Source organism: Cellulosimicrobium sp. JZ28 (genome assembly GCF_015327065.1).
Classification (GTDB): domain Bacteria; phylum Actinomycetota; class Actinomycetes; order Actinomycetales; family Cellulomonadaceae; genus Cellulosimicrobium; species Cellulosimicrobium funkei.
Genome location: NZ_CP017660.1, coordinates 1,396,077 through 1,415,958 on the forward strand (window position 1 = coordinate 1,396,077; position 19,882 = coordinate 1,415,958).

Annotated in this window: 17 protein-coding genes and 3 pseudogenes; 12 read left to right on the forward strand and 8 right to left on the reverse strand. The window is 75.3% G+C overall.

Annotation, left to right across the window (positions count from 1 at the left end; genetic code table 11):
- Positions 1 to 42: 42 nt before the first annotated feature.
- The 3 genes and pseudogenes from BJP59_RS06415 to BJP59_RS06425 form a co-directional block, all read right to left on the reverse strand.
- Positions 43 to 462, reverse strand: a complete 420-nt coding sequence (locus tag BJP59_RS06415) for a pyridoxamine 5'-phosphate oxidase family protein (RefSeq protein WP_194522507.1) — start codon at positions 460 to 462, stop codon at positions 43 to 45.
- 119 nt (positions 463 to 581) lie between these two features.
- Positions 582 to 1,781 carry a phosphoglycerate dehydrogenase gene (serA, locus tag BJP59_RS06420; protein ID WP_021482809.1) on the reverse strand — a complete coding sequence of 400 codons (1,200 nt, stop codon included), beginning with the start codon at positions 1,779 to 1,781 and terminating at the stop codon, positions 582 to 584.
- 88 nt (positions 1,782 to 1,869) lie between these two features.
- Positions 1,870 to 4,109 (reverse strand): annotated as a pseudogene (locus tag BJP59_RS06425) (HelD family protein).
- A 134-nt stretch (positions 4,110 to 4,243) separates the two neighbouring features.
- Between BJP59_RS06425 and BJP59_RS06430 the strand changes: the two are divergent.
- The 6 genes from BJP59_RS06430 (at position 4,244) to BJP59_RS06450 (ending at position 9,251) form a co-directional block, all read left to right on the forward strand.
- Positions 4,244 to 5,605 carry a PP2C family protein-serine/threonine phosphatase gene (locus BJP59_RS06430; RefSeq protein WP_336244611.1) on the forward strand — a complete coding sequence of 454 codons (1,362 nt, stop codon included), beginning with the start codon at positions 4,244 to 4,246 and terminating at the stop codon, positions 5,603 to 5,605.
- The gene (locus BJP59_RS06435; protein ID WP_228485306.1) at positions 5,602 to 6,891 is read left to right on the forward strand and encodes a sensor histidine kinase; all 1,290 of its coding nucleotides are present in this window, start codon (positions 5,602 to 5,604) and stop codon (positions 6,889 to 6,891) included. The genes BJP59_RS06430 and BJP59_RS06435 overlap by 4 nt, the downstream gene beginning before the upstream one ends.
- Positions 6,888 to 7,271 carry a sensor histidine kinase gene (locus tag BJP59_RS19720; protein WP_255541887.1) on the forward strand — a complete coding sequence of 128 codons (384 nt, stop codon included), beginning with the start codon at positions 6,888 to 6,890 and terminating at the stop codon, positions 7,269 to 7,271. The genes BJP59_RS06435 and BJP59_RS19720 overlap by 4 nt, the downstream gene beginning before the upstream one ends.
- Positions 7,268 to 7,708, forward strand: coding sequence for a response regulator (locus BJP59_RS06440; protein ID WP_021482350.1), 441 nt, complete (start codon positions 7,268 to 7,270; stop codon positions 7,706 to 7,708). Before BJP59_RS19720 ends, BJP59_RS06440 begins: the two co-directional genes overlap by 4 nt.
- A gap of 111 nt (positions 7,709 to 7,819) precedes the next feature.
- Entirely contained in the window at positions 7,820 to 8,746 is a 927-nt protein-coding gene (locus BJP59_RS06445; protein ID WP_021482349.1) for a proteasome assembly chaperone family protein, read from the forward strand.
- Between the two features lie 301 nt (positions 8,747 to 9,047).
- Positions 9,048 to 9,251, forward strand: coding sequence for a cold-shock protein (locus tag BJP59_RS06450; RefSeq protein WP_021482348.1), 204 nt, complete (start codon positions 9,048 to 9,050; stop codon positions 9,249 to 9,251).
- Positions 9,252 to 9,336: 85 nt separating this feature from the next.
- On the opposite strand, the gene BJP59_RS06455 is transcribed toward BJP59_RS06450, so the two are convergent.
- The gene (locus BJP59_RS06455; protein ID WP_194522508.1) at positions 9,337 to 10,392 is read right to left on the reverse strand and encodes a spermidine synthase; all 1,056 of its coding nucleotides are present in this window, start codon (positions 10,390 to 10,392) and stop codon (positions 9,337 to 9,339) included.
- 80 nt (positions 10,393 to 10,472) lie between these two features.
- Here BJP59_RS06455 and BJP59_RS06460 point away from each other — a divergent pair, with 80 nt between their 5' ends.
- The 3 genes and pseudogenes from BJP59_RS06460 (at position 10,473) to BJP59_RS19725 (ending at position 12,644) form a co-directional block, all read left to right on the forward strand.
- Positions 10,473 to 10,916 (forward strand): SAV_6107 family HEPN domain-containing protein, encoded by a 444-nt coding sequence (locus BJP59_RS06460; protein WP_194522509.1) that lies wholly within the window; start codon positions 10,473 to 10,475, stop codon positions 10,914 to 10,916.
- 39 nt (positions 10,917 to 10,955) lie between these two features.
- Positions 10,956 to 12,188: pseudogene (locus tag BJP59_RS06465) on the forward strand (DNA polymerase IV); the annotation flags it as partial.
- A gap of 60 nt (positions 12,189 to 12,248) precedes the next feature.
- Complete coding sequence (locus BJP59_RS19725; protein ID WP_031316425.1) at positions 12,249 to 12,644, forward strand: DUF3040 domain-containing protein; 396 nt, start codon at positions 12,249 to 12,251, stop codon at positions 12,642 to 12,644.
- On the opposite strand, the gene BJP59_RS06470 is transcribed toward BJP59_RS19725, so the two are convergent.
- The 4 genes and pseudogenes from BJP59_RS06470 to BJP59_RS06485 all read right to left on the reverse strand — a co-directional run bounded on the left by BJP59_RS06470 (position 12,592) and on the right by BJP59_RS06485 (position 17,237).
- The gene (locus BJP59_RS06470; protein WP_194522511.1) at positions 12,592 to 13,185 is read right to left on the reverse strand and encodes a hypothetical protein; all 594 of its coding nucleotides are present in this window, start codon (positions 13,183 to 13,185) and stop codon (positions 12,592 to 12,594) included. The genes BJP59_RS19725 and BJP59_RS06470 overlap by 53 nt on opposite strands.
- 44 nt (positions 13,186 to 13,229) lie before the next feature.
- Positions 13,230 to 14,891: pseudogene (locus BJP59_RS20390) on the reverse strand (transglutaminase family protein); the annotation flags it as partial.
- Positions 14,888 to 16,228 (reverse strand): DUF58 domain-containing protein, encoded by a 1,341-nt coding sequence (locus BJP59_RS06480; RefSeq protein ID WP_194522512.1) that lies wholly within the window; start codon positions 16,226 to 16,228, stop codon positions 14,888 to 14,890. The pseudogene BJP59_RS20390 and the gene BJP59_RS06480, both read right to left, overlap by 4 nt.
- A 1-nt stretch (position 16,229) precedes the next feature.
- Complete coding sequence (locus BJP59_RS06485) at positions 16,230 to 17,237, reverse strand: AAA family ATPase (protein ID WP_044144810.1); 1,008 nt, start codon at positions 17,235 to 17,237, stop codon at positions 16,230 to 16,232.
- Positions 17,238 to 17,682: 445 nt separating this feature from the next.
- Between BJP59_RS06485 and mraZ the strand changes: the two genes are divergently transcribed.
- The 3 genes from mraZ (at position 17,683) to BJP59_RS06500 (ending at position 19,793) form a co-directional block, all read left to right on the forward strand.
- On the forward strand, positions 17,683 to 18,117 hold the full coding sequence (gene mraZ, locus BJP59_RS06490; protein ID WP_031316739.1) for a division/cell wall cluster transcriptional repressor MraZ: 435 nt from the start codon (positions 17,683 to 17,685) through the stop codon (positions 18,115 to 18,117).
- Between the two features lie 168 nt (positions 18,118 to 18,285).
- Complete coding sequence (rsmH, locus tag BJP59_RS06495) at positions 18,286 to 19,347, forward strand: 16S rRNA (cytosine(1402)-N(4))-methyltransferase RsmH (RefSeq protein WP_076406540.1); 1,062 nt, start codon at positions 18,286 to 18,288, stop codon at positions 19,345 to 19,347.
- The gene (locus BJP59_RS06500) at positions 19,344 to 19,793 is read left to right on the forward strand and encodes a hypothetical protein (protein WP_061267582.1); all 450 of its coding nucleotides are present in this window, start codon (positions 19,344 to 19,346) and stop codon (positions 19,791 to 19,793) included. Before rsmH ends, BJP59_RS06500 begins: the two co-directional genes overlap by 4 nt.
- Positions 19,794 to 19,882 lie beyond the last annotated feature (89 nt).

A 19,882-nucleotide genomic window follows, 5' to 3' on the forward strand; every position in this document is an offset into this window, starting at 1 on the left:
GTCGTCCCCTGCGGGGCGGCCGGACGTCGCGCGTCCGGGGGTCTACGGCTCCGCGCGCGCGAAGCGTCGTCCGGTGAGCTCGTGGGCCGCGACCACGACCCACTCCTCGGTCGGGACGTCGACGGTCGGGACGAGCGGGTCCGCACCCTCCCGGACGGGATCCACCTCGTGCTCGGTGCGCAGACGGTGGGCGGTGCCGCGCGCGACGACGCTCCACGCCCCGTCGTCGTCGACGTGGTCCCACTCCAGGGCGACCCGCTCGTTGATCGCGAGCGTCGCGAGCTTCGTGCCGGGGACCGTGCGGAACGCGAGCGTGCGCTCGTGCGCCCGCACGGTGACGGGGTAGATGTCCGGCTCGCCCCGCACGCTCACGGCGAGGCGTGCGACGTGGGTCCCCTCCACGAGGTCCCACGACGCGTCGGCGTCGAGGATCTGCGGCGCGTCGTGCGTGTATCCGGTCATGCCTCATCGTGGCACCGGCGCGCGAGAGGCGCTCAGCGGCGAAGGTCACGGCCGCCGAGGACCTTCGCCGCGTGCGGACGGGCCGCGCGCGGCGAAGGGTCCCGGGGTGCGGGGCTGCGTCAGTCGAGGATGCGCAGGGCGATCGTCTGCTCCATCGCGGCCAGCGCCTCGATGACGGCGGGCTCCACGCGCGAGCCGACGTCGGTGACGACGTAGCCGATCTCGCCGCGGGTGGCGAGGAGCTGGCCCTCGATGTTCGTCCCGTGCTCGGCGAGGGTCGCGTTGACGGCGGCGAGGACACCGGGGGTGTTGCGGTGCAGGTGCGTGATGCGCGTGATGCCCGTCGTCTGCTCGAGCGCGAGGTTCGGCACGTTGACGCTGAGCGTCGTGGAGCCGGTGGTGAGGTAGTCGCGCAGCTTCGCGGACACGAACTGCCCGATCGCCTCCTGCGCCTCCTCCGTCGAGCCGCCGATGTGCGGCGTGAGGATGACGTTCGGCAGGCCGCGCAGCTCGGAGTCGAACGCGTCGCCCTTGCGCTTGGGCTCGTGCGGGAAGACGTCGACCGCGGCGCCGGCCACGCGGCCCTCGACGATCGCCTCGCGCAGCGCGCCGTAGTCCACCACGAAGCCGCGCGACAGGTTGAGGAAGATCGAGCCCGGGCGCATGCGGGCGAACTGCTTGGCGCCGAAGAGCCCGGCGTTGCCCTGGCGCCCGTCGACGTGGAGCGTGACGACGTCGGCCTGCTCGAGCAGCTCGTCGAGCGTGTCCATGCGGCGCGCGTTGCCGAGCGCGAGCTTCTCCGCCGTGTCGTAGAAGACGACCGACATGCCGAGGTTTTCGGCGACCACGGAGAGCTGCGTGCCGATGTTGCCGTAGCCGACGATGCCGAGCGTGCGGCCACGGACCTCGTGCGCACCCTCCGCCGACTTGTCCCAGCGGCCCTCGTGCAGCGCGCGGTCGCGCTCGGTGAGGCGGCGCGTGAGCGCGATGATCTCGGCGAGCGCGAGCTCGACGACGGAGCGCGTGTTCTGGAACGGCGCGTTGAACACGGCGACGCCCTGCGTCGCGGCCGAGCGCAGGTCGATCTGGTTCGTGCCGATGCAGAACGCGCCGAGCGCCACCAGGTCGGGGGCGTTCTCGAGCACGTTCGCCGTGACGTTCGTCTTGGACCGGATGCCGAGCAGGTGGACGCCGTCGAGCGCCTCGATCAGCTCGGACTCGTCGAGGGCCCCGGTGCGGACGGTGACGTCGATGCCCGCGGCCTCGAGGTTCGAGGCGGCGAGGGGGTGCAGGTTTTCGAGGAGGAGGGCGCGTAGCACGCCCCCATGGTGCGCCCGTCCCGCGGTCCGGACCAAACGGGTCTTGACCCTCGGGACGAGGTGACCCCGCGCCCGGACCCGACCGCTCTCAGGCGCCGGCGCCCCGTGCGTCGTCCGACGGCCCGGGGGCGACCCCGGCGGGCAGCGGGCGCGCGTGCACGACGACGAGGCGCTGGGTCGGCCGCGTCATGGCGACGTACAGGTCGGACGGGCCCGAGGGCCCGGTCGCGACGTCGGCGGGCTCGACCAGCACGACGGCGTCGAACTCCAGCCCCTTGACCTGCACCGGGTCGAGCACGACGACCGGGTCCTCGCCGCCCGCGTCGGCGAGCCCGAGCGCGGCCCGCAGCGCGGGGACCGCGGGCGCGGCCGCGACGACGGCGACGCGGCCGGACTCCGCGGCGACGAACTCGGCGCGCGCGGCCTCGGCCTCGGCCCGGACGCGTGCCTCCAGCGCGCCCGGTGCCACCTCGACCACGCGCAGGGCGTCCTCGACGTCGCGCGCGGACGTGAGCGGCGAGACCGGGAGGCCGGCCGCGACGGCCGCGCGTCGGGCCGCGTCCGCGACGGAGGCCGGGGTGCGGTAGTTGACCGTGAGCTCGGCGAGCCGCCACGCGTCGCGGAAGACCGGGTCGAGCATGCCCTTCCACGACCGGGCGCCCGCGAGCGAGGACGTCTGGGCGACGTCGCCGACCACCGTGAACGACCGTGTCGGGCACCGGCGCACGAGCATGCGCCACGCCATGGCGGACAGCTCCTGCGCCTCGTCGACCACGACGTGGCCGTAGGTCCACGTGCGGTCCTGCGCGGCGCGCTCGGCGGTGGTCAGGCGCGGGCCGCTCGCGGCGAACCGCTCGGCGAGCACGTCGGCGCCGACGATCCCGCCGCCCGCACCGGACGACTCGAGCACCTGCCGCGCGTACTCGAGGTCCTGCGCGCGCTGCGCCGCGCGCGCAGCGGCCTCGGCCCGCTCCGCCTGGTCGTCCTCGCCGAGGAGCTCTGCCGCCTCGTCGAGGAGCGGCACGTCCGCGGGGGTCCACGGCGCACCCTTCGCCCGCTTGAGGAGCCGTCGGTCCTCGGGGAGAGCTCGGGCGCGGCCTCGGCGAGCCGGTGCGGCTTGGTCCACAGGTCCTCGACGAGGCGCTCGGGCGTGAGCGGCAGCCAGGCCAGGTTGAGCGCGACGCGCACGTCGCGGTGGGAGCGCAGGTCCTCCAGCGCGAGCGCGCGGTCCTCGCCGACGAGCGGCTCGCCGAGCTGGCGCCCGTACTGCTCGACGAGGCGCGAGAGCATCTCGCGGACGAACGTGACGCGCGCGAGGTTGTGCGGCTTGTGGGTGCGCCGCGCCTTCGTGATGGCGTCGCGCACGTCGCGGCGGCGGATGACGAGGTCGTGGCCGTCGAGCCGGACCGGCACGTCGGCCGCGGGCACGCGCTCGCGTGCGCGCACGGCCCGGCGTACCGCACGGGCCATGACCGCCCGACCCTTGACGCGCGCGACGCGCGGGTCCTCCTCGCCGTCGGCGACGACGCCGGGCAGGAGGTCGGCGATGGTCGTGCTCACGACGCCGGTCTCGCCGAGCGACGGCAGCACCTGGTCGATGTAGCGCAGGAACGAGAGGCTGGGACCGACGAGCAGCACGCCCGAGCGCTCCAGCAGCCGCCGGTGCGCGTACAGCAGGTAGGCCGCGCGGTGCAGCGCGACCGCCGTCTTGCCCGTGCCGGGCCCGCCCTGGACGACGAGCGCCCCCGCGAGCTCGGAGCGGATGATCGTGTCCTGCTCCGACTGGATCGTGGCGACGATGTCGCCCATGCGTCCTGTGCGGCCCGCGGCCATCGCGGCGAGCAGCGCGCCCTCGCCCGAGAGCGTCGTGCCGGTCACGGCCTCCGGGGCGTCGAGGTCGAGGAGCTCGTCCTCGAGCCCCGTCACGGCACGACCGCGCGTCACGAGGTGCCGGCGGCGCACGACGCCGTCCGGGTGGGCCGCCGTCGCGCGGTAGAACGCCTGGGCGGCGGGCGCGCGCCAGTCCGTGAGGAGGCTCGAGTGCTCTTCGTCGGTGAGGCCGATGCGCCCGACGTAGCGCAGGGTGCCGTCGTCGAGGTCGAGGCGGCCGAACGCGAGGCGGTCCTCGACCGCGTCGAGCTGCGCGACACGGTCCTCGTACAGCGTCGCGAACGCGTCGCGCTCGCTGCGGTTCTGCGGCGAGCCCGACGGGCCGGACCGTCGGACCTCGTCGAGGCGTGCCCGGGCGGCCGCCCGCAGCTCGTCGAGGCGCGCGTAGAGGGTGTCCACGACCTCCTGCTCGAGCCGGAGCTCGTCGTTGCGTCCCACGCTGTCCCTTCCTCGACCGGCGCCGCGCCGCCCGCGCGGCCGTCCATTATGGCGTACGACGGCCGTCCCGGGGACCGGCGACCGGCGCGTCCCGGCGCCGTGACCGGGCCGGACGCGCGCCTGAGGCTAGGATCGTGGCCCATGGCGACCAGAGGGGAGCGGGCGTCGTGACCGGGAGCGAGCGTCGGGCCCCGGGCCGACCCTCCGCGCGCGGCGACGACGCCGCCGGACCGGACCAGGCGCACCCGGGGCGCGCCGTGCTGGCCCCGACGGACGAGCTCCGGATCCTGCTCGTGGAGGACGACGACGGGGACGCGATCCTCGTCGAGGAGCTGCTGGCCGACGGCAACCTCAAGGTCGAGCTGCACCGCGCGACGACCCTGGACGCTGCCCTCGAGATGGTCGTCTCCCACGACGTCGACTGCGTGCTGCTGGACCTGGGCCTGCCCGACTCGGTGGGCCTGTCCGCCGTCGAGCGCGTGCGCGCGGGGTCGCGGCCGCCGGCGCTCGTCGTCCTGACCGGCCACTCGGGCATCGACCTCGGCGTGCAGGCGGTCGCCGCGGGTGCCGACGACTACCTCGTCAAGGGGGAGGTCGACGGCGACCTGCTCGGGCGGTCCGTGCGCTACGCGGTCCAGCGCCGCATGTCCGTCGAGCAGCAGCGCGCGCTGTACCGCAGCGAGGTCCGCGCGGCCGAGACCGCTCGCCTCGAGCGCGCGCTCCTGCCGACCCCGCTCGTGCAGGACGACCGCCTCGACGTCATGGTCGGCTACGTGCCGGGCGGCAACGGCCTGCTGGGCGGCGACTTCTTCGACGCGGTCGAGCGCCCGGACGGGACGGTCCTGTGCGTCATCGGGGACGTCGCGGGGCACGGCCCGGACGAGGCGGCGCTCGGCGCGACGCTGCGCACGGCCTGGCGCACCATCGTCCTCAGCGAGACCCAGCCGGAGGCCATCCTGCCGCTGCTCGAGCGCGTGCTCGTCCCCGAGCGCGCGCGCCCGGAGGTGTTCGTCACGCTCTGCCAGGTCGTCGTCTCCGCGGACCGCCGCAGCGCCGAGGTCTACCTCGCGGGCCACCTCGCGCCGCTGCTGCTGCGCGACACGGCGTCGGAGATCACGCCGACGTCGCGCGGCCGCGCCCTGGGCATCCCGGTCGCGGGCGGCTGGACGTCGCAGCCGGTCGAGCTCGGCGAGCGCTGGGCCCTCATGCTCTACACCGACGGCCTCGTCGAGGCGACCGTCGCGGGAGCCGGGGCGGGCGACGCGCGGACCCGCCCCGAGCGCGTCGGGGTCGACGGCCTGCGCCGCGCCGTCGACAGCGCGCTGGAGCAGGGCGTCGAGGGCGTCGTCGAGCGGGTCTTCCGTCGTGTGCGCGACCTCCACGGCGGCCCCCTCGCGGACGACGCTGCTCTCCTCGTGCTCGGGTGGGACGGCGAGGGCACCTCCCCGGGCGAGCGGTCGGCGACCCTCGCGGACTCGGACGAGTGGGCCCGGTGAGCGCCGCCGGCGACCGCAGGCGCGCGGGCGAGCGTCGTGCCCCGACGCTGCGTCGGCGGCTCGGCTGGGCGCTCGTCGTCGCCGGGGTGATCCTCCTCGGCGTGCTGGCGACGTCCGCGATCGCGCTGTCGCGCGTCCTCACCCTCCAGACCGACGTGACCGGGCCGTTCTTCGACGCGGTGAGCGAGGCGGACGGCGCGTACGTCGGCCTGCTCGACGCCGAGGTCGCGGTGCGCGCGTACGTCGCCACGGGCGACGCGACGGCGCTCGAGGCCTACACGCGCGCGGTGGGCGTCGACGCCGAGGGCGTCGTCCCCGACGCCGCGCTCGTCGACCGTCTCGGCCTCGACGACGAGCTCGCCGGGACGCTCACCCAGGCCGAGTCCTCGGTGCGCGCCTGGGTCTCCGACGCGGCCGAGCCCGCCATCGCCACCACCGAGGCGCAGGGTCCCGGGCGCGTGCGCGCCGTCGACCAGGCGCGCGGCGCCGAGCTCTTCGCGGCGGCGCGCGCCGACACCGCGCAGTACGTCGACCAGCTGCGCGACGAGCGCGTCGAACGCCTCGACGCGCTCGACCGGTGGAGCCGCGCCCTGTTCGGGAGCGTCCTCGTCCTCGTCGGCTCGGCGCTCGCGGTCGGCATCATCCTGTGGGTCTGCCTCAAGCGCTGGGTCACCGAACCCATGGCCGAGCTCGCGCACCGCGTGCGGCGCGTGAGCTCCGGGAGCCTCGACGAGCCGGTCGTCACGTCCGGGCCCGCCGAGATCGCGGACCTCGCGCAGGACGTCGAGCACATGCGCGTCGAGCTCGTCAGCCAGGTCGCGGAGATCAAGGCGTCGCACGAGGACGCGGCGCGCTCGCACGAGCTGCTCGCCGAGCAGGCGCGCGAGCTGGAGCGCTCGAACCGCGACCTGGAGCAGTTCGCGTACGTCGCCTCGCACGACCTCCAGGAGCCGCTGCGCAAGGTCGCGAGCTTCACGCAGCTCCTCAAGAAGCGCTACGGGGGCGAGCTCGACGACCGCGCCGACCAGTACATCGACTTCGCGGTCGACGGCGCGAAGCGCATGCAGCGCCTCATCCAGGACCTGCTCGGGTTCTCCCGCGTCGGCCGGACGGGCACCGAGCGCGTCGACGTCGACCTCGAGGACGAGCTCCGGGGCGTGCTCGAGGACTTCTCCGACAAGATCGCGGAGTCCGGGGCGCGCGTCACGCACGACCCGCTCCCCGTCGTCGTGGGGAGCAGGCGCTCCTGCACCAGCTCCTCGCGAACCTGGTCGGCAACGCGCTGAAGTTCCGCCACCCGGACCGGGCGCCCGTCGTGCACGTCGGCGTGCTCGCCCGCGACACCCACTGGGAGCTGTCGGTCGAGGACAACGGGATCGGCATCGACCCGCAGTACGCCGACCGCGTGTTCGTGATCTTCCAGCGCCTGCACGCCAAGGACGTGTACGAGGGCACGGGCATCGGCCTCGCGCTGTGCAAGCGCATCGTCGAGTACCACGGCGGGCGCATCTGGATCGAGCCGCGCGAGGGCGGGACGACCATCCGCTTCACGCTCGCCCACGCCTACGTGCAGGCCCAGGTCGGCTACGCTCGCTCCGACCCCGGCGGCGCCGGTCCGGACGCTCCGGCCCCCGCACGCCCCGACGACGAGGAGAGCCCCGCATGAGCCACGGCAGCAAGCCGATCGACGTCCTCCTGGTGGAGGACGACCCGGGCGACGTGCTCATGACCCGCGAGGCGTTCGAGGACCACAAGGTCACCAACCGCCTCTCGGTGGTGTCCGACGGCGTGAGCGCGCTGCAGTTCCTGCGCAAGGAGGGCGAGCACGCGGGCGCCCCGACGCCGGACCTCATCCTCCTCGACCTCAACCTGCCACGGATGGACGGGCGCGAGGTCCTGGCCGAGCTCAAGGCCGACGACGCGCTGCGCAAGATCCCCGTCGTCGTGCTCACGACGTCGGAGGCCGAGGAGGACGTGGTGCGCAGCTACTCGCTGCACGCCAACGCCTACGTCACCAAGCCGGTCGACTTCGACCGCTTCATCGACGTCGTGCGGCAGATCGACGACTTCTTCGTCTCCGTGGTGCGCCTCCCCGGTCGCTGACCGCCGCCACCGCCCGGCCGGGAATGATCCCCGGCCCGGGGCGCGTTACCTCGTCAGGCCCGTAGCGCGCCACCGGCGGCGCACGGGCGAAGGACGTGACGAGGAGGATGCATGCTGGACCCTCGCGGGATCTACGAGCTCGACGAGCAGGCCGTGGCGCGCCTGTGGCCCACGCCGCCCGAGGCGGGCTCCGGGCCGGTGCTGCTGCACGCGGTCGCGGGGTTCGTCGACGCGGGCAGCGCGGGAGAGGTGGCCGTCGACCACCTGCTGGAGATCGGCGAGGTCACCCGCCTGGTGACGTTCGACGCCGACCAGCTCATCGACTACCGCTCGAAGCGGGCCACGATGACCTTCAGCACGGACCGCTGGTCCGACTACGACGAGCCCTACCTCGTCGTCGACCACGTGCGCGACGCCGAGGGCACCGGCTTCCTGCTGCTGCACGGCGCCGAGCCGGACGTCCAGTGGGAGCGCGTGGTCGCCGCGGTGCGCGACGTCGTCGAGCGCCTGGGCGTCTCGCTCGTCGTGGGCTTCCACGGCATCCCGATGGGCATCCCGCACACGCGGCCGCTCTCGGTGACGGCGCACGCCACGCGCCCCGAGCTGCTCGGCGAGCACACGTCGTGGTTCGGGACGGTCAAGGTCCCGGCCAGCCTCGCCGCGCTGCTCGAGCTGCGGCTCGGGCGCGCCGGCCACGACGCCGTCGGCTACACGGTGCACGTGCCGCACTACCTCGCCCAGTCGTCGTACCCGCCCGCGGCGGTCGTCGCGCTCGAGCACGTCCAGCGCGTGACGGGCCTCGACCTCGCCACCGGCGGCCTCGCGGACGCGGTCCAGGACGCGAAGACCGAGGTCGAGCGCCAGGTGCGCGACTCCGAGGAGGTCGCGGCGGTGGTCCGGGCGCTCGAGGAGCAGTACGACGCCTTCGCCCGCTCGGTCGGACGCACGAGCCTGCTCGCCGAGTCGGCGCCGATCCCCACGGCCGACGAGCTCGGCGCGGAGTTCGAGCGCTTCCTCGCGCAGCAGTCGGGGGAGTGACGGCCCCCTCCGCTCCCGGGGAGTATGTGCCGAAAAATCAGCACGAGAGGGCCCGTTCTCCGTGGCGGACCTGACGTGGTCCATGCCACACTGTGGCCTGTTGCAGTGACGTACTTGCGCACGACCCGGTGCACGGCCGGTACGTGGGTCCGCCCGGCGGGGCGGTCCGGCGTCGGGCCTGCCGGCCGCACACGGCCGGGGCGCCGGCGAAGGACGTGGGACATGGCATTGCGGCGCACGGGGGTGGACGAAGGGTCCGCCTGCTGATGTCCCCGGATGGACAGAAGGTCAGAGGAACAGCATGGCGCAGGGTTCTGTGAAGTGGTTCAACGCCGAGAAGGGCTTCGGCTTCATCGCGCAGGACGGCGGCGGTGCCGACGTCTTCGTGCACTACTCGGCGATCGAGACGAACGGGTACCGCACGCTCGACGAGGCGCAGCGGGTCGAGTTCGAGATCACCCAGGGGCCGAAGGGCCCGCAGGCGGAGAAGGTCCGCCCGCTCTGACGTCCACGACGTCCTGCGGTCGGGTCACCCGGTCGTAGCAGCAGCGCAGGAGCCGCGTCCCCTCCGGGGCGCGGCTCCTGGCGTGTCAGCCCTCGCCCGTCGCCCCAGCGTGCTCGTCGGGCGCCGGCCGCGCGGGCGTGGTGACCCCGGGAGCGGGCCCCTCGGAGGCGGGGTCCGCGGACCCGGGGTCCGTGGGCGCGGGGTCCGTGGGCGCGGGGTCCGGGAGGGGCGCCGCCGGGCCGACGAAGGTCCGCAGCTCGCTCCCCACGAGGACGCGCGCCGGCACGGCCAGCGAGCGCACGGCGCGGGCGAGGCCCGGGCCGGTCAGGGCGGTCCCGGCACCGCCCGGCGCGACCGCGGCGAGCACCACGTTCCCGTACCGGCGGCCCTTGAGCTGTGCGGGCTCGGCGATCGCCGCGACGCGCCCCTCGTCCACGGCGCCGTCGCCCGCGCCGCCCGCGAACGCGGCGGCGAGCGTCGCGAGCTCGCGCCGCACCGACGCGAGGGGCGGTCGGTCCGCGCAGTTGACCAGGTAGACGCCGCCCGGTCGCAGGACGCGCCGCACCTCCTCGGCCATGCCGAGGGTCACGAGGTGGTCGGGCGTGCGGTCGCCGTGAAAGACGTCCCGGACCACGACGTCGAACGACGCGTCGGCGAGCCCCTCCACGGCGTGCCGGGCGTCGTCGGGCCGCAGCCGCAGCCGCGGGGAGCGCGGCAGGTCGAACCAGGCGCGCACGAGCTCCAGGAGGCGTGCGTCGAGGTCGACGCCGAGCTGCGTCGAGCCGGGCCGGGTGTGCGCGACCCAGCGCGGCAGGCTGCACCCGGCGGCGCCGAGGTGCAGCGCACGCACGGGTCCGGGGTGCAGCTCGTCGACCACCGCGGCCATCTGCTGCATGTACTCGAACGCGAGCATCCCGGGGTCGTCCAGGTCGAGGTACGAGCTCGGCACCCCGTTGACGTAGAGGGTGACCGCGGACGGGCGGTCGGGGTCGCGCTCGACGCGCGCGGTGCCCGTCGTGGTCGCGACGGGCTCGTCCGGGAGGTCGGACGCCGTGGGCGCACCGCGCGCAGGGCCCCGACGCCGGGGCGGTGTGGGTGGTGCGGAGGACCCTGGAGGGCGTCGGGAGGTGCGGCGAGCCATGTGTCCACCGTACGGTCTGCCGGGACCCGGCACGTTGACAGGATCGAACAGGTGTTCGATAGTGGAGCAGGAGGTGCGCGATGTCGAACGAAGCAGGCGCGAGGGCGCAGGTCGCGGTTCCCGCCGAGGTCCGGCGGCTGCTCGCCCGCGCGGACGCGGAGCTCGTCGCGGCGGCGCTCGCGCAGGACGCGGGGGAGCGGTTCGTCCACGCCCACCTCGGCGCGCTGCGGGCAGCCGCCGCGGTCGTCGCGCTCCGTGCGCGCCCCGTGCGCCGTGGGCGCGCCCGCTCGGTGTGGGAGCAGCTCGCGGACGCCGAGCCCGCGCTCGCCGCGTGGTCGGTGTACTTCGCGAGCGGCGCGCGCGTCCGTGCCGCCGTGGACGCCGGGCGGTTCGACGAGGTCGACCCGCGTCGCGCCGACGAGCTCGTCGCGTGCGCCGAGGACTTCCGCGACGAGGTCGCGATGCTCGTCGACCCGGACGCTGGCTTCGTCAGGCTGCCCGGGCTGCGCACGGTGGCGTCGTGACGACCCGGCCGGTCGGCCCGCGGGCACGGTGAGCACCCGATGAGCCGGGGTCCTCGTGCCGTCGTCCGCCGGGACTGGGGGGACGACGAGAGCGGCTGCTCGATCCTGCACGTCGACATGGACGCGTTCTTCGCCTCGGTCGAGCTCGCGCGGCGCCCCCAGCTCGTCGGGCGACCGGTCATCGTCGGCGGTGCCGAGCGGGGCGTCGTCCTGGCCGCCACCTACGAGGCGCGCGCGTTCGGCGTCCACTCGGCGATGCCCATGACGACCGCGCGCCGGCTGTGCCCGCAGGCGGTCGTCGTGCCGCCGGACCACGCGCGGTACCACGAGGTCTCGCGGTCGGTCATGGCCGCGCTCGGCGAGATCACCGCGCTCGTGGAGCAGGTGAGCGTCGACGAGGCTTTCCTGGACGTCAGCGGCGCGCGGCGCCGTCTCGGGCCGCCCACGCGGATCGCGGCCGCGCTGCGGCGTCGGGTCCAGGCGGACCACGGGATCACGTGCTCGGTCGGGATCGCGACCACGAAGTTCGTCGCGAAGCTCGCGTCCACGCACGCCAAGCCCGACGGCATGCTGCTCGTGCCCGCCGCGGCGACGGTGCCGTTCCTGCGCACTCTGCCGGTCGGGGCGCTGTGGGGCGTGGGCGAGCGCACGGAGGCGGTCCTCGCGCAGTGGGGCATCCGGACGGTCGCCGAGCTCGCCGACACCGACGTGGCGTCCCTGCAGACGGCGGTCGGCAAGGTGTCCGGGGCGCACCTGCACGACCTCGCGTGGGGTCGCGACCCGCGTCCCGTCCAGCCGGAGCGCTCGGAGCGGAGCATCGGCGCGGAGACGACGTTCGAGCACGACCTGCGCGACCTCGCCGCCGTGCAGGCGCGCGTGCTCGAGCTCGCCGACCGGTGCGCCGGGCGGCTCCGGCACCAGGGCCTCGTCGCCCGCACGGTGAGCGTGAAGGTCCGCACGAGCGACTTCCGGACCGTCACGCGCGCCCGCACGCTCGGCGCCCCGACGGACGTCGCGCGCGAGATCTACCTCGTCGCGCGCGAACTCGTCGCGGGGGTGGACCTGCGAGGGCTCGCGGTCCGGCTCGTGGGGGTGCGTGCGGAAGGTCTCGAGCCGCGCGCGGAGGCCGTCGTCCAGCCCACGCTCGAGGAGGCCGTGGTGGAGACGAACGCCGTCCGACGGCGCGCGGAGGAGGCCGTCGACGCCGTCCGCGGCCGTTTCGGGGTGAGATCCATCGCGATGGGGCCCGCCCGGGCCCGCTCGACTACCACCCCGCGGATGTCGATCTATCCTGAGGGTGTCACACGACCACCGTGGAGAATCGGGGTGCTCATGCCTCTGTCTGAGTACGAGCAGCGGGTCTTGGAGCAGATGGAGCGCGCGCTCACCTCGGACGATCCGCGGTTGGCGAACACGCTCCAGGCCCCTCGACGTCGCTCTGCGCTGCGCTACGTCCTGGCCGGTGTCGGCGTCGTGGGAGGGCTGCTCCTGCTGGTGCTGGGCGCCGCGCTCTCGCAGACCTGGCTCGGCGTCATCGGCTTCGTCCTCATGTTCGCCGGCGTCGTGCTGGTCTTCCAGGCACCGCGCGCCTCCCGCAAGGGACCGGTCGGCACCGTCGAGGCCGACGGCACCGTCCGGCCGGCCGCAGCGAGCAGGACCTCGCGGAAGCCGTTCCTCAGCCGACTCGAAGAGCGCTGGGACCGTCGGCGCGAGCAGGACGGTCGCTGAGCGACCTCTCGATCCCCTCGACGGCAGCGTCGACGAGCGCCTGGAGGCGCTCCGGGCTGACCGTCTCGCGCGGACGCGGGGCGTAGCGCTCCGCCTCGAGCGCCGACGCGAGGGCCGTGAGCGTCTCGGCCAGGTCCTCGTCCCCGGCATCCGCCCCGCGCCGTGTCTGCAGGGCCGCGACGACGACGGCGGGCACGCGGCGCGGCGTCGTGGACGACGGCCAGCGCACGTCCAGCGCACCCAGCCGTGCGACGAGCTCGGCCCACGCGTCCTCGGCGTCCCGCAGGCTCTCCGCCTCGGTGCGTCGGCGCAGCACGAACCACAGCCCTGCGGCGAGCACCGCCGCGACGAGCAGCGCCGCGCCCACGACGAGCGGCCACGAGGTGGAGTCCTCCTGCGTGCCGTCCGTCGTGCCGCCGCCCCCGGGGCGGTGGGGGTCGGGGTCGCCGGCGCTGACGGCGCGGCCGTGGTGGCGCCCGGCGTCGGGACGTTCCCCGGGTCGGCCGGGCCGCCGGGCGTGACGGCGACCGGGGTGGCCCACGTCGGCGTCGGACCGGTCTGCTGGGCGGGCGTCGGCTCGAAGCGCACCCAGCCCTGGCCCGGGAAGTACAGCTCGGGCCACGCGTGGGAGTCGCGACCCGTGACCTGGTAGCTCGACTCGTCGACCCGCTCGCCCGGCAGGAACCCGACGCCCAGCCGCGCGGGGATGCCGAGCGTGCGGGCCATCATCGTCATCGACGTCGCGAACTGGACGCAGTAGCCCGTCCGGTCCTGGAGGAAGTCCCAGACGGCGTCGCCCGAGGTGCCCGGGGGCACCTCGGTGGAGTACGTGAACTGCGAGATGTCGCGGAAGTAGGTCTGCAGCGCGAGCGCCTGGTCGTAGCGCGTCGTCGCGCCGTCGACGACGGACGTCGCGAGGTCGCGGATGTCCTGCTCGTGCTCCGTCGCGGGCACGTCGAGGTAGTTGGGGTCGTCCGGGTCCGCGCCGCTGGCGCCGCGCAACGCGTCGGCGTCGAGCGGCCGCGGGAAGACCGTGACCTCGTAGGACGTGCCCGCGCCCGTCGGCTGCTCGCCGAGCACCTCGTCGCGCACGTCGTCGTACGCCCAGTCGCCGTCGATGCCGACGGCGCGCGGCTCGGTCGGGAGCGGCAGCTTGGTGTCGCGCAGCGACTCGAGCGTGACGCGCAGCGACGTCGGGTCCCCGGTGGCGCCCGGGTCGTCGGGCCACAGGACCTGCTCGCCGCCGTCGATGGGGGTGCCGTCGCGGTCCGCGCCACGGCGCCAGTTGGTGCCGTCGAAGCCGGTGAGCGTGAAGACCCGCAGGGGGCCGACCCCCTCGCCGTCGGTCCGGTAGCGCAGGACCACCTCGCCCGAGCGCTCGGCGAGGTCGCGCCGCATGTCCAGGTCGTCGGAGAGCCGGACCGTCTGGCCGGTCGAGGAGAACAGGCGCGACCACGACGCCGACGCCACCTCGGGGAGCGAGGCGCTCGCCGACCCGAGGCCGAGCGCGGTGACCGCCACGGCGACCGCCACGACGAGCGCGCCCGCGGCACGCAGGCCTCCGGCGGCGCGGTCCTCCGGGCGTCGCGCGGACGCCCCGCGGCGGACCGCGCGGTGCGGGTTGTCCACGGCGAGGAGGAGCACGAGGGCGGCGACCGTCACGACGAACGCGAGCGGCGGGATCTCGCCGACGATGACGAGCCCGGGCACCCACAGGGCGAGGAGCGGCAGCGCGACTCCCGCGCCGAGCCGCAGCCCGCCGGCCATGAGGTCGGCGACGACGAACACCACGACCGCGCCGCCGACCGCCAGGAGCGCGATGGGCAGGCTGGGGTCGATCGGGGCGACCTCCGCGAGCGTGAGGTCGCGCGCGGTGCCCAGGCGGGACAGCACGCGGTCCACGTTGGACAGGCCGATGAGGAGCGAGAACCGGTCCGTCGGCCCGCCGTACAGCCCGAGCAGGGCCCACAGCCCGACGACGAGCCCCGCGAGCGACGGCAGGAGCGCCGCCGGCGGTGCGAGCACCTCGCCGCGCGCCGCGTGGCTCCGCTCGAGCGCCCAGCGGCTGAGGCCGGTGACGAGCGCGAGGACGACGACGACGCGCACGACCGTGCCCGTCCAGCCACCCGGCCCGACGACGCTCCCCAGCGCGTACGCCGACGCGACGACCGCGGTGGCGACGAGCGCGCTCGTCGCGAGCACGCGCAGGCCCGCGGAGTCCGAGGTTCCCGGTCGGGGTGCGGTCATCGTGAGCCCTCCGCGAGCAGGGTCCAGGCGTGCTCGAGCGACGCGGACGGGTCGACGAGCGCGGCGTGCCACCCCGTCGAGCGGAGCGCGGCGACCGTCTCGACGGCGTCCGCGTGCTCGGGAGCCCACGGGCGGGTGCTCACCACGAGCGCGCGGTGGACGCCGTCCCCGGCCATCGCGGCGACGGTGTGCCGCGCGACGGAACCGAGCGGGCCGAGCACGGCGACGGTGATCTCGCCCGGGCGGCGGTCGCGTCGCAGCGTCTCGCAGGTCGTGACGACGGAGCGGTCGGCGTCCGCCGCGACCTGGTGCCCGTGCAGGTCGACCGTGGCGTCGAGCAGGTCGGCCGGGCCCTCGCCGGACCGGTTGACCCGGAAGCCGGTGCCGGGGACCACCGCGGCGAGCGACGTGGGGACGAGGCGGACGGGGTGCCCCGCCTGGAGCAGGGACACCCCGATCGACGCCGCGCACTCGACGGCCCACTCGCCGTCGGCCAGCGCCCGCGGGCTCGACGCGGCGAGCTCCGGGTGGGGCAGGAGGCCGCGGTCGAGGAGCACCGTCACGGGCGGCAGGCCCGCGCTCTCGTCGGAGCGCACCATGAGCTGGCCGCGGCGCGCGGCGCTGACCCAGTGCACGCGGCGGGGGTCGTCACCGGCGACGTAGTCGCGCAGGACCGAGTCGTCGCTCGACGCGAGCCGGGCGCCGGAGGCCGAGCGCTCGTGCTCGCCGAACGCGCGGCTCCCGCGCACGGGCAGCTCGACGGTGCGCGGCCAGACGGCCACGGCCGTCGGGTCGCCGAGCTCCTGCGTCGCGCTGACGAGGCCGAACAGGTCGGTCCGCGTCGTGAGGAGCGGGCCGAGCGGCCACCGGCCGCGTCGCAGCGGCCGCAGGCGGTACCGCACGGCGATGTGGTCGCCGACCGTCGCGACCTGCGCGCGCAGCGAGCCCTGGTCGGACAGCTCGTGCGCGGCCTGCTCGCTGATGCGCAGGCGCGCGAGCGTGGAGGCCGTCGACGACGTCGTGCGCGCCGCCGCGACGGTCAGGCGCGCGGTCGTGAGCTGGCCGCGCACGGCGGGGTTGGGCTGCACCCGGCGCGTCACGTGCAGCGCGCCGCGCCCCCGGTCGATGCGCCGGGCCGCCATCCAGCACCACGCGGCCCCCACGGCGAGGAGCCCCGCCGTGCCGAGCCCGACGAGGTCCGGCAGGCCGAGCGTCACGCCGAGCACCACGAGCGCGGCGCCCGCACCGAGGACCACGGTGCCGCGGCGGGTCGGGCGCGCGCTGGCGAGGCTCCTGGTCCTGCGCCGGAGCCGCGCGAGGAACGACGGGCCGCGCACGTCAGCGTCGCTCGGTCGCGTCCAGCGCGGGGATCGGCGTCTGCGCCACGAGGGACGCGACGACGGCCTCGGCGTCCTGGCCCGAGAGCCGTGCCTCGGTGGTGACGACGAGCCGGTGCGCGAGCACGGGCACCGCGAGGTACTGCACGTCGTCGGGGAGGACGTGGTCGCGCCCCGCCATCGCGGCCAGGGCCTTCGCCGCGCGCAGGAGCTGGAGCGTCGTGCGGGGGGAGGCGCCGAGGCGCAGGCCCGGGTGCTCGCGCGTCCCGGTGACGAGCGCCAGGACGTAGCGCTTGACGGCCGTGGACGCGTGGACCGAGCGCGCGACCTCGGCGAACCGCAGCACGTCCGCCCCGGTGGTCACGGGCCGCAGGTGCGCGAGCGGGTTGTCCGCCTCCTGGCGGTCGAGCATCCGCAGCTCGGCGTCGACGTCGGGGTACCCCACGGTCAGCCGTGCCATGAAGCGGTCGCGCTGGGCCTCGGGGAGCGGGTAGGTGCCCTCCATCTCGACCGGGTTCTGGGTGGCGACGACGAGGAACGGGCTCGGGAGCATGTGGGTCGTGCCGTCGACCGTCGTCTGGCCCTCCTCCATGCACTCCAGGAGCGCCGACTGCGTCTTGGGGGAGGCGCGGTTGATCTCGTCGCCGATGACGATGTTGGAGAAGACCGGGCCGGGCCGGAACTCGAACTCGTGGTTCGCGGCGCGGTAGATGTTGACGCCGGTGAGGTCGCTCGGCAGGAGGTCGGGCGTGAACTGGATGCGGCCGACCTTGCAGTCGATCGTGCGCGCCAGCGCCTTGGCGAGCGTCGTCTTGCCGACGCCGGGGACGTCCTCGACGAGAAGGTGCCCCTGTGCCAGGAGGACGGCGACGGTGACGGTCACGAGGTCCGGTCGCCCGGTGACTACCGACTCGATGCCGGAGCGGATCCGTCCGGTGGTCTCGACCAGCTCGTCGAGACCGGCGAGGCGTCCTGACCCGGGCTCGTCGGAGGGCGCGACAGGGGCGATGTCGGGGAGCACGGGGACCTCCGTCGTCGGTGGCGCAGGGCCGCGGACCGGCGAGACCGCGGGTGGGAAGAGCCTAGTAGACGGTGGGAGGTCCGCCGACCCCGGCCAGGGGGCGCGCGGTCCGGGGTCGGCGGACCCGTGCCCCTCCCTCTCCCTCCACGGGCGCCGGGCGCCGCCGCCCAGGACCCGTCGGACGGCTCCTGGAAGCGGTCGCCCCCGACGACGGTCCCGCCGGACGCGGCCGCGACGCGCCCTGGGGAGTCCTCCCCTCCACCGCGCTCCAGCCCGTCTGACCTGCGGAGATCCTGCGAAGACGGGTGAAACCTGGGACTTTCGCCGAGAGCGGTGGAGGGAAGTGGAGTACCGTGGAGCAGAAGGGAGCAGGAGGGGAGGTGCCAGGTGCATGTCCGGCTTCGTGGACGACGTGCTCGGCGGTTCCTCCGGCCTGCTCCTGGGCACCTTCACGCCGCGTCTGGACGACAAGGGGAGGCTCATCCTCCCCGCGAAGTTCCGGTCGCGGCTCGCACCGGGTCTCGTCATGACGCGGGGGCAGGAGCGCTGTCTGTTCCTGCTGCCAATGGACGAGTTCCGGCGCATGTACGACCAGATCCGGCAGGCGCCGGTGACGAGCAAGCAGGCCCGGGACTACCTGCGCGTCTTCCTCTCGGGGGCGAGCGACGAGATCCCGGACAAGCAGGGACGTGTCTCGATCCCCGCGCCCCTGCGGGCGTACGCGGGGCTCGACCGCGACGTCGCCGTGATCGGCGCCGGCACGCGCGTCGAGATCTGGGACGCGCAGGCGTGGGAGACGTACCTCGCGGAGCAGGAGTCGGCGTACTCCGACACCGCGGAGGAGGTGTTCCCGGACCTGCGCTTCTAGGGCCGAGCACCACCGGCTCCGCACGGTGAGGCCTCCTCCCGCCCGGTCTGGCGCACTTCCCCGGCGCCAGAAAGGACGCGGAGGGAGACCTGACCGTACGGGGCCCGCAGCACAGCACGACCAGCAGCAGCACCGGAGCACGACGACCAGCACGGAGAGGAGGAGGACGTGACGAGCACCCCCGACGACGCCGCCGAGCGGCACGTCCCGGTCCTCCTCCAGCGCTGCGTCGACCTGCTCGCGCCCGCGCTCGGCGAGCCGGGCTCCGTGCTCGTCGACTGCACGCTCGGCATGGGCGGCCACACGGAGGCCGTCCTGGAGCAGGTGCCGACGGCGCGCGTGGTCGGCATCGACCGCGACCCCGAGGCGATCGACCGCGCGTCGCGCCGGCTCGCCCGGTTCGGCGACCGCTTCCGCGCCGTGCACGCCGTGTACGACGAGATCGAGGACGTCGTCGCGGACGTGGTCGGCGCACCGGTCCAGGGCGTGCTCATGGACCTCGGCGTCTCCTCGCTCCAGATCGACGAGACGGAGCGCGGGTTCTCCTACGCGCACGACGCACCGCTCGACATGCGCATGGACCCGACCGTGGGCCTCACGGCCGCGGACGTGCTCAACACGTACGACGAGCGCGCGCTCACCCGGATCCTGCGCGACTACGGCGAGGAGCGGTTCGCGCAGCGGATCGCGCGGGCCGTGGTGCGCCGGCGCGAGCAGCAGCCGTGGGAGCGCAGCGCGGACCTCGTCGACCTCGTCCGCGCGTCGATCCCGGCGGCCACCCGCACGACGGGCGGCAACCCCGCCAAGCGCACGTTCCAGGCGCTGCGCATCGAGGTGAACGGCGAGCTCGAGGTCCTCGAGCGCGCGGTCCCCGCCGCGGTGGACGTGCTCGCCGTGGGCGGGCGCATCGTCGTCGAGTCGTACCACTCGCTCGAGGACCGCATCGTCAAGCGCGTGCTCGCCGCCGGCGCGACGATCAGCGCGCCCGCCGGCCTGCCGGTCGTGCCCGAGCAGGACGAGCCGTACCTGCGCCTGCTGACCCGGGGGGCCGAGGAGGCGCCGGCCGGGGAGCGCGAGACGAACCCGCGGTCCGCGTCCGTGCGCCTGCGAGCCGCCGAGCGCACCCGCCCGACACCGCCGCACCGCCGCCCGTCCGCCGTTCGCCGCTCGCCGGCGCCCGGCCACCGACCGACCGACCGACCGCACGACCCGGGGGAGACGACACGATGAGCGCACAGAGGTCGACCGCCGCCCGCCCGCTCCCGCGCCCGGCCCGGCCGGCGCCCGCACCGCGCCCGTCGCTGACCGCCCTGCCGGGCGGCGCGTCCGAGCGGGCGCTGCGCTCGCGTCTCGAGCTCGTCCGGGCGCCGCTGCAGGCGCGGTCCAAGGTCCCGTTCCTCGTCGTCTGCATGTCGATCCTCGGCGCCGCGCTCCTGTGTGCTCTCCTGGTGAACACGACGATGGCGCGCAACTCCTACGAGATGTCGGAGCTGCGCCGGGAGGTGAGTCGCGTGGCCCAGGACACGCAGAGCCTGCAGCTGCAGGTCGCCGAGCAGAGGACGGCGCTGCCGGAGACCGCGCGCGGGCTCGGCATGGTCGAGGCGCAGGACCCGGCGATGGTCCGCCTGTCCGACGGCACGGTGCTCGGCGTGGCGCAGGAGGGGGCGGGGGAGTGACGCAGGGCACGGGTGCCGGGCGCACCGGCCGGTCACGACCGGCGGCGGGCGCCCCGCGCCCCCGTCCCGCCACCGCGGCCTCCCGGGCC

Bases quoted from the DNA above. Each gene is read 5' to 3' on its own strand.
- BJP59_RS06415 (WP_194522507.1), bottom strand. From the start codon at position 462: ATGACCGGATACACGCACGACGCGCCGCAGATCCTCGACGCCGACGCG.
- BJP59_RS06440 (WP_021482350.1), top strand. From the start codon at position 7,268: ATGAGCCACGGCAGCAAGCCGATCGACGTCCTCCTGGTGGAGGACGAC.
- BJP59_RS06445 (WP_021482349.1), top strand. From the start codon at position 7,820: ATGCTGGACCCTCGCGGGATCTACGAGCTCGACGAGCAGGCCGTGGCG.
- BJP59_RS06450 (WP_021482348.1), top strand. From the start codon at position 9,048: ATGGCGCAGGGTTCTGTGAAGTGGTTCAACGCCGAGAAGGGCTTCGGC.
- BJP59_RS06455 (WP_194522508.1), bottom strand. From the start codon at position 10,392: ATGGCTCGCCGCACCTCCCGACGCCCTCCAGGGTCCTCCGCACCACCC.
- BJP59_RS06460 (WP_194522509.1), top strand. From the start codon at position 10,473: ATGTCGAACGAAGCAGGCGCGAGGGCGCAGGTCGCGGTTCCCGCCGAG.
- BJP59_RS19725 (WP_031316425.1), top strand. From the start codon at position 12,249: ATGCCTCTGTCTGAGTACGAGCAGCGGGTCTTGGAGCAGATGGAGCGC.
- BJP59_RS06500 (WP_061267582.1), top strand. From the start codon at position 19,344: ATGAGCGCACAGAGGTCGACCGCCGCCCGCCCGCTCCCGCGCCCGGCC.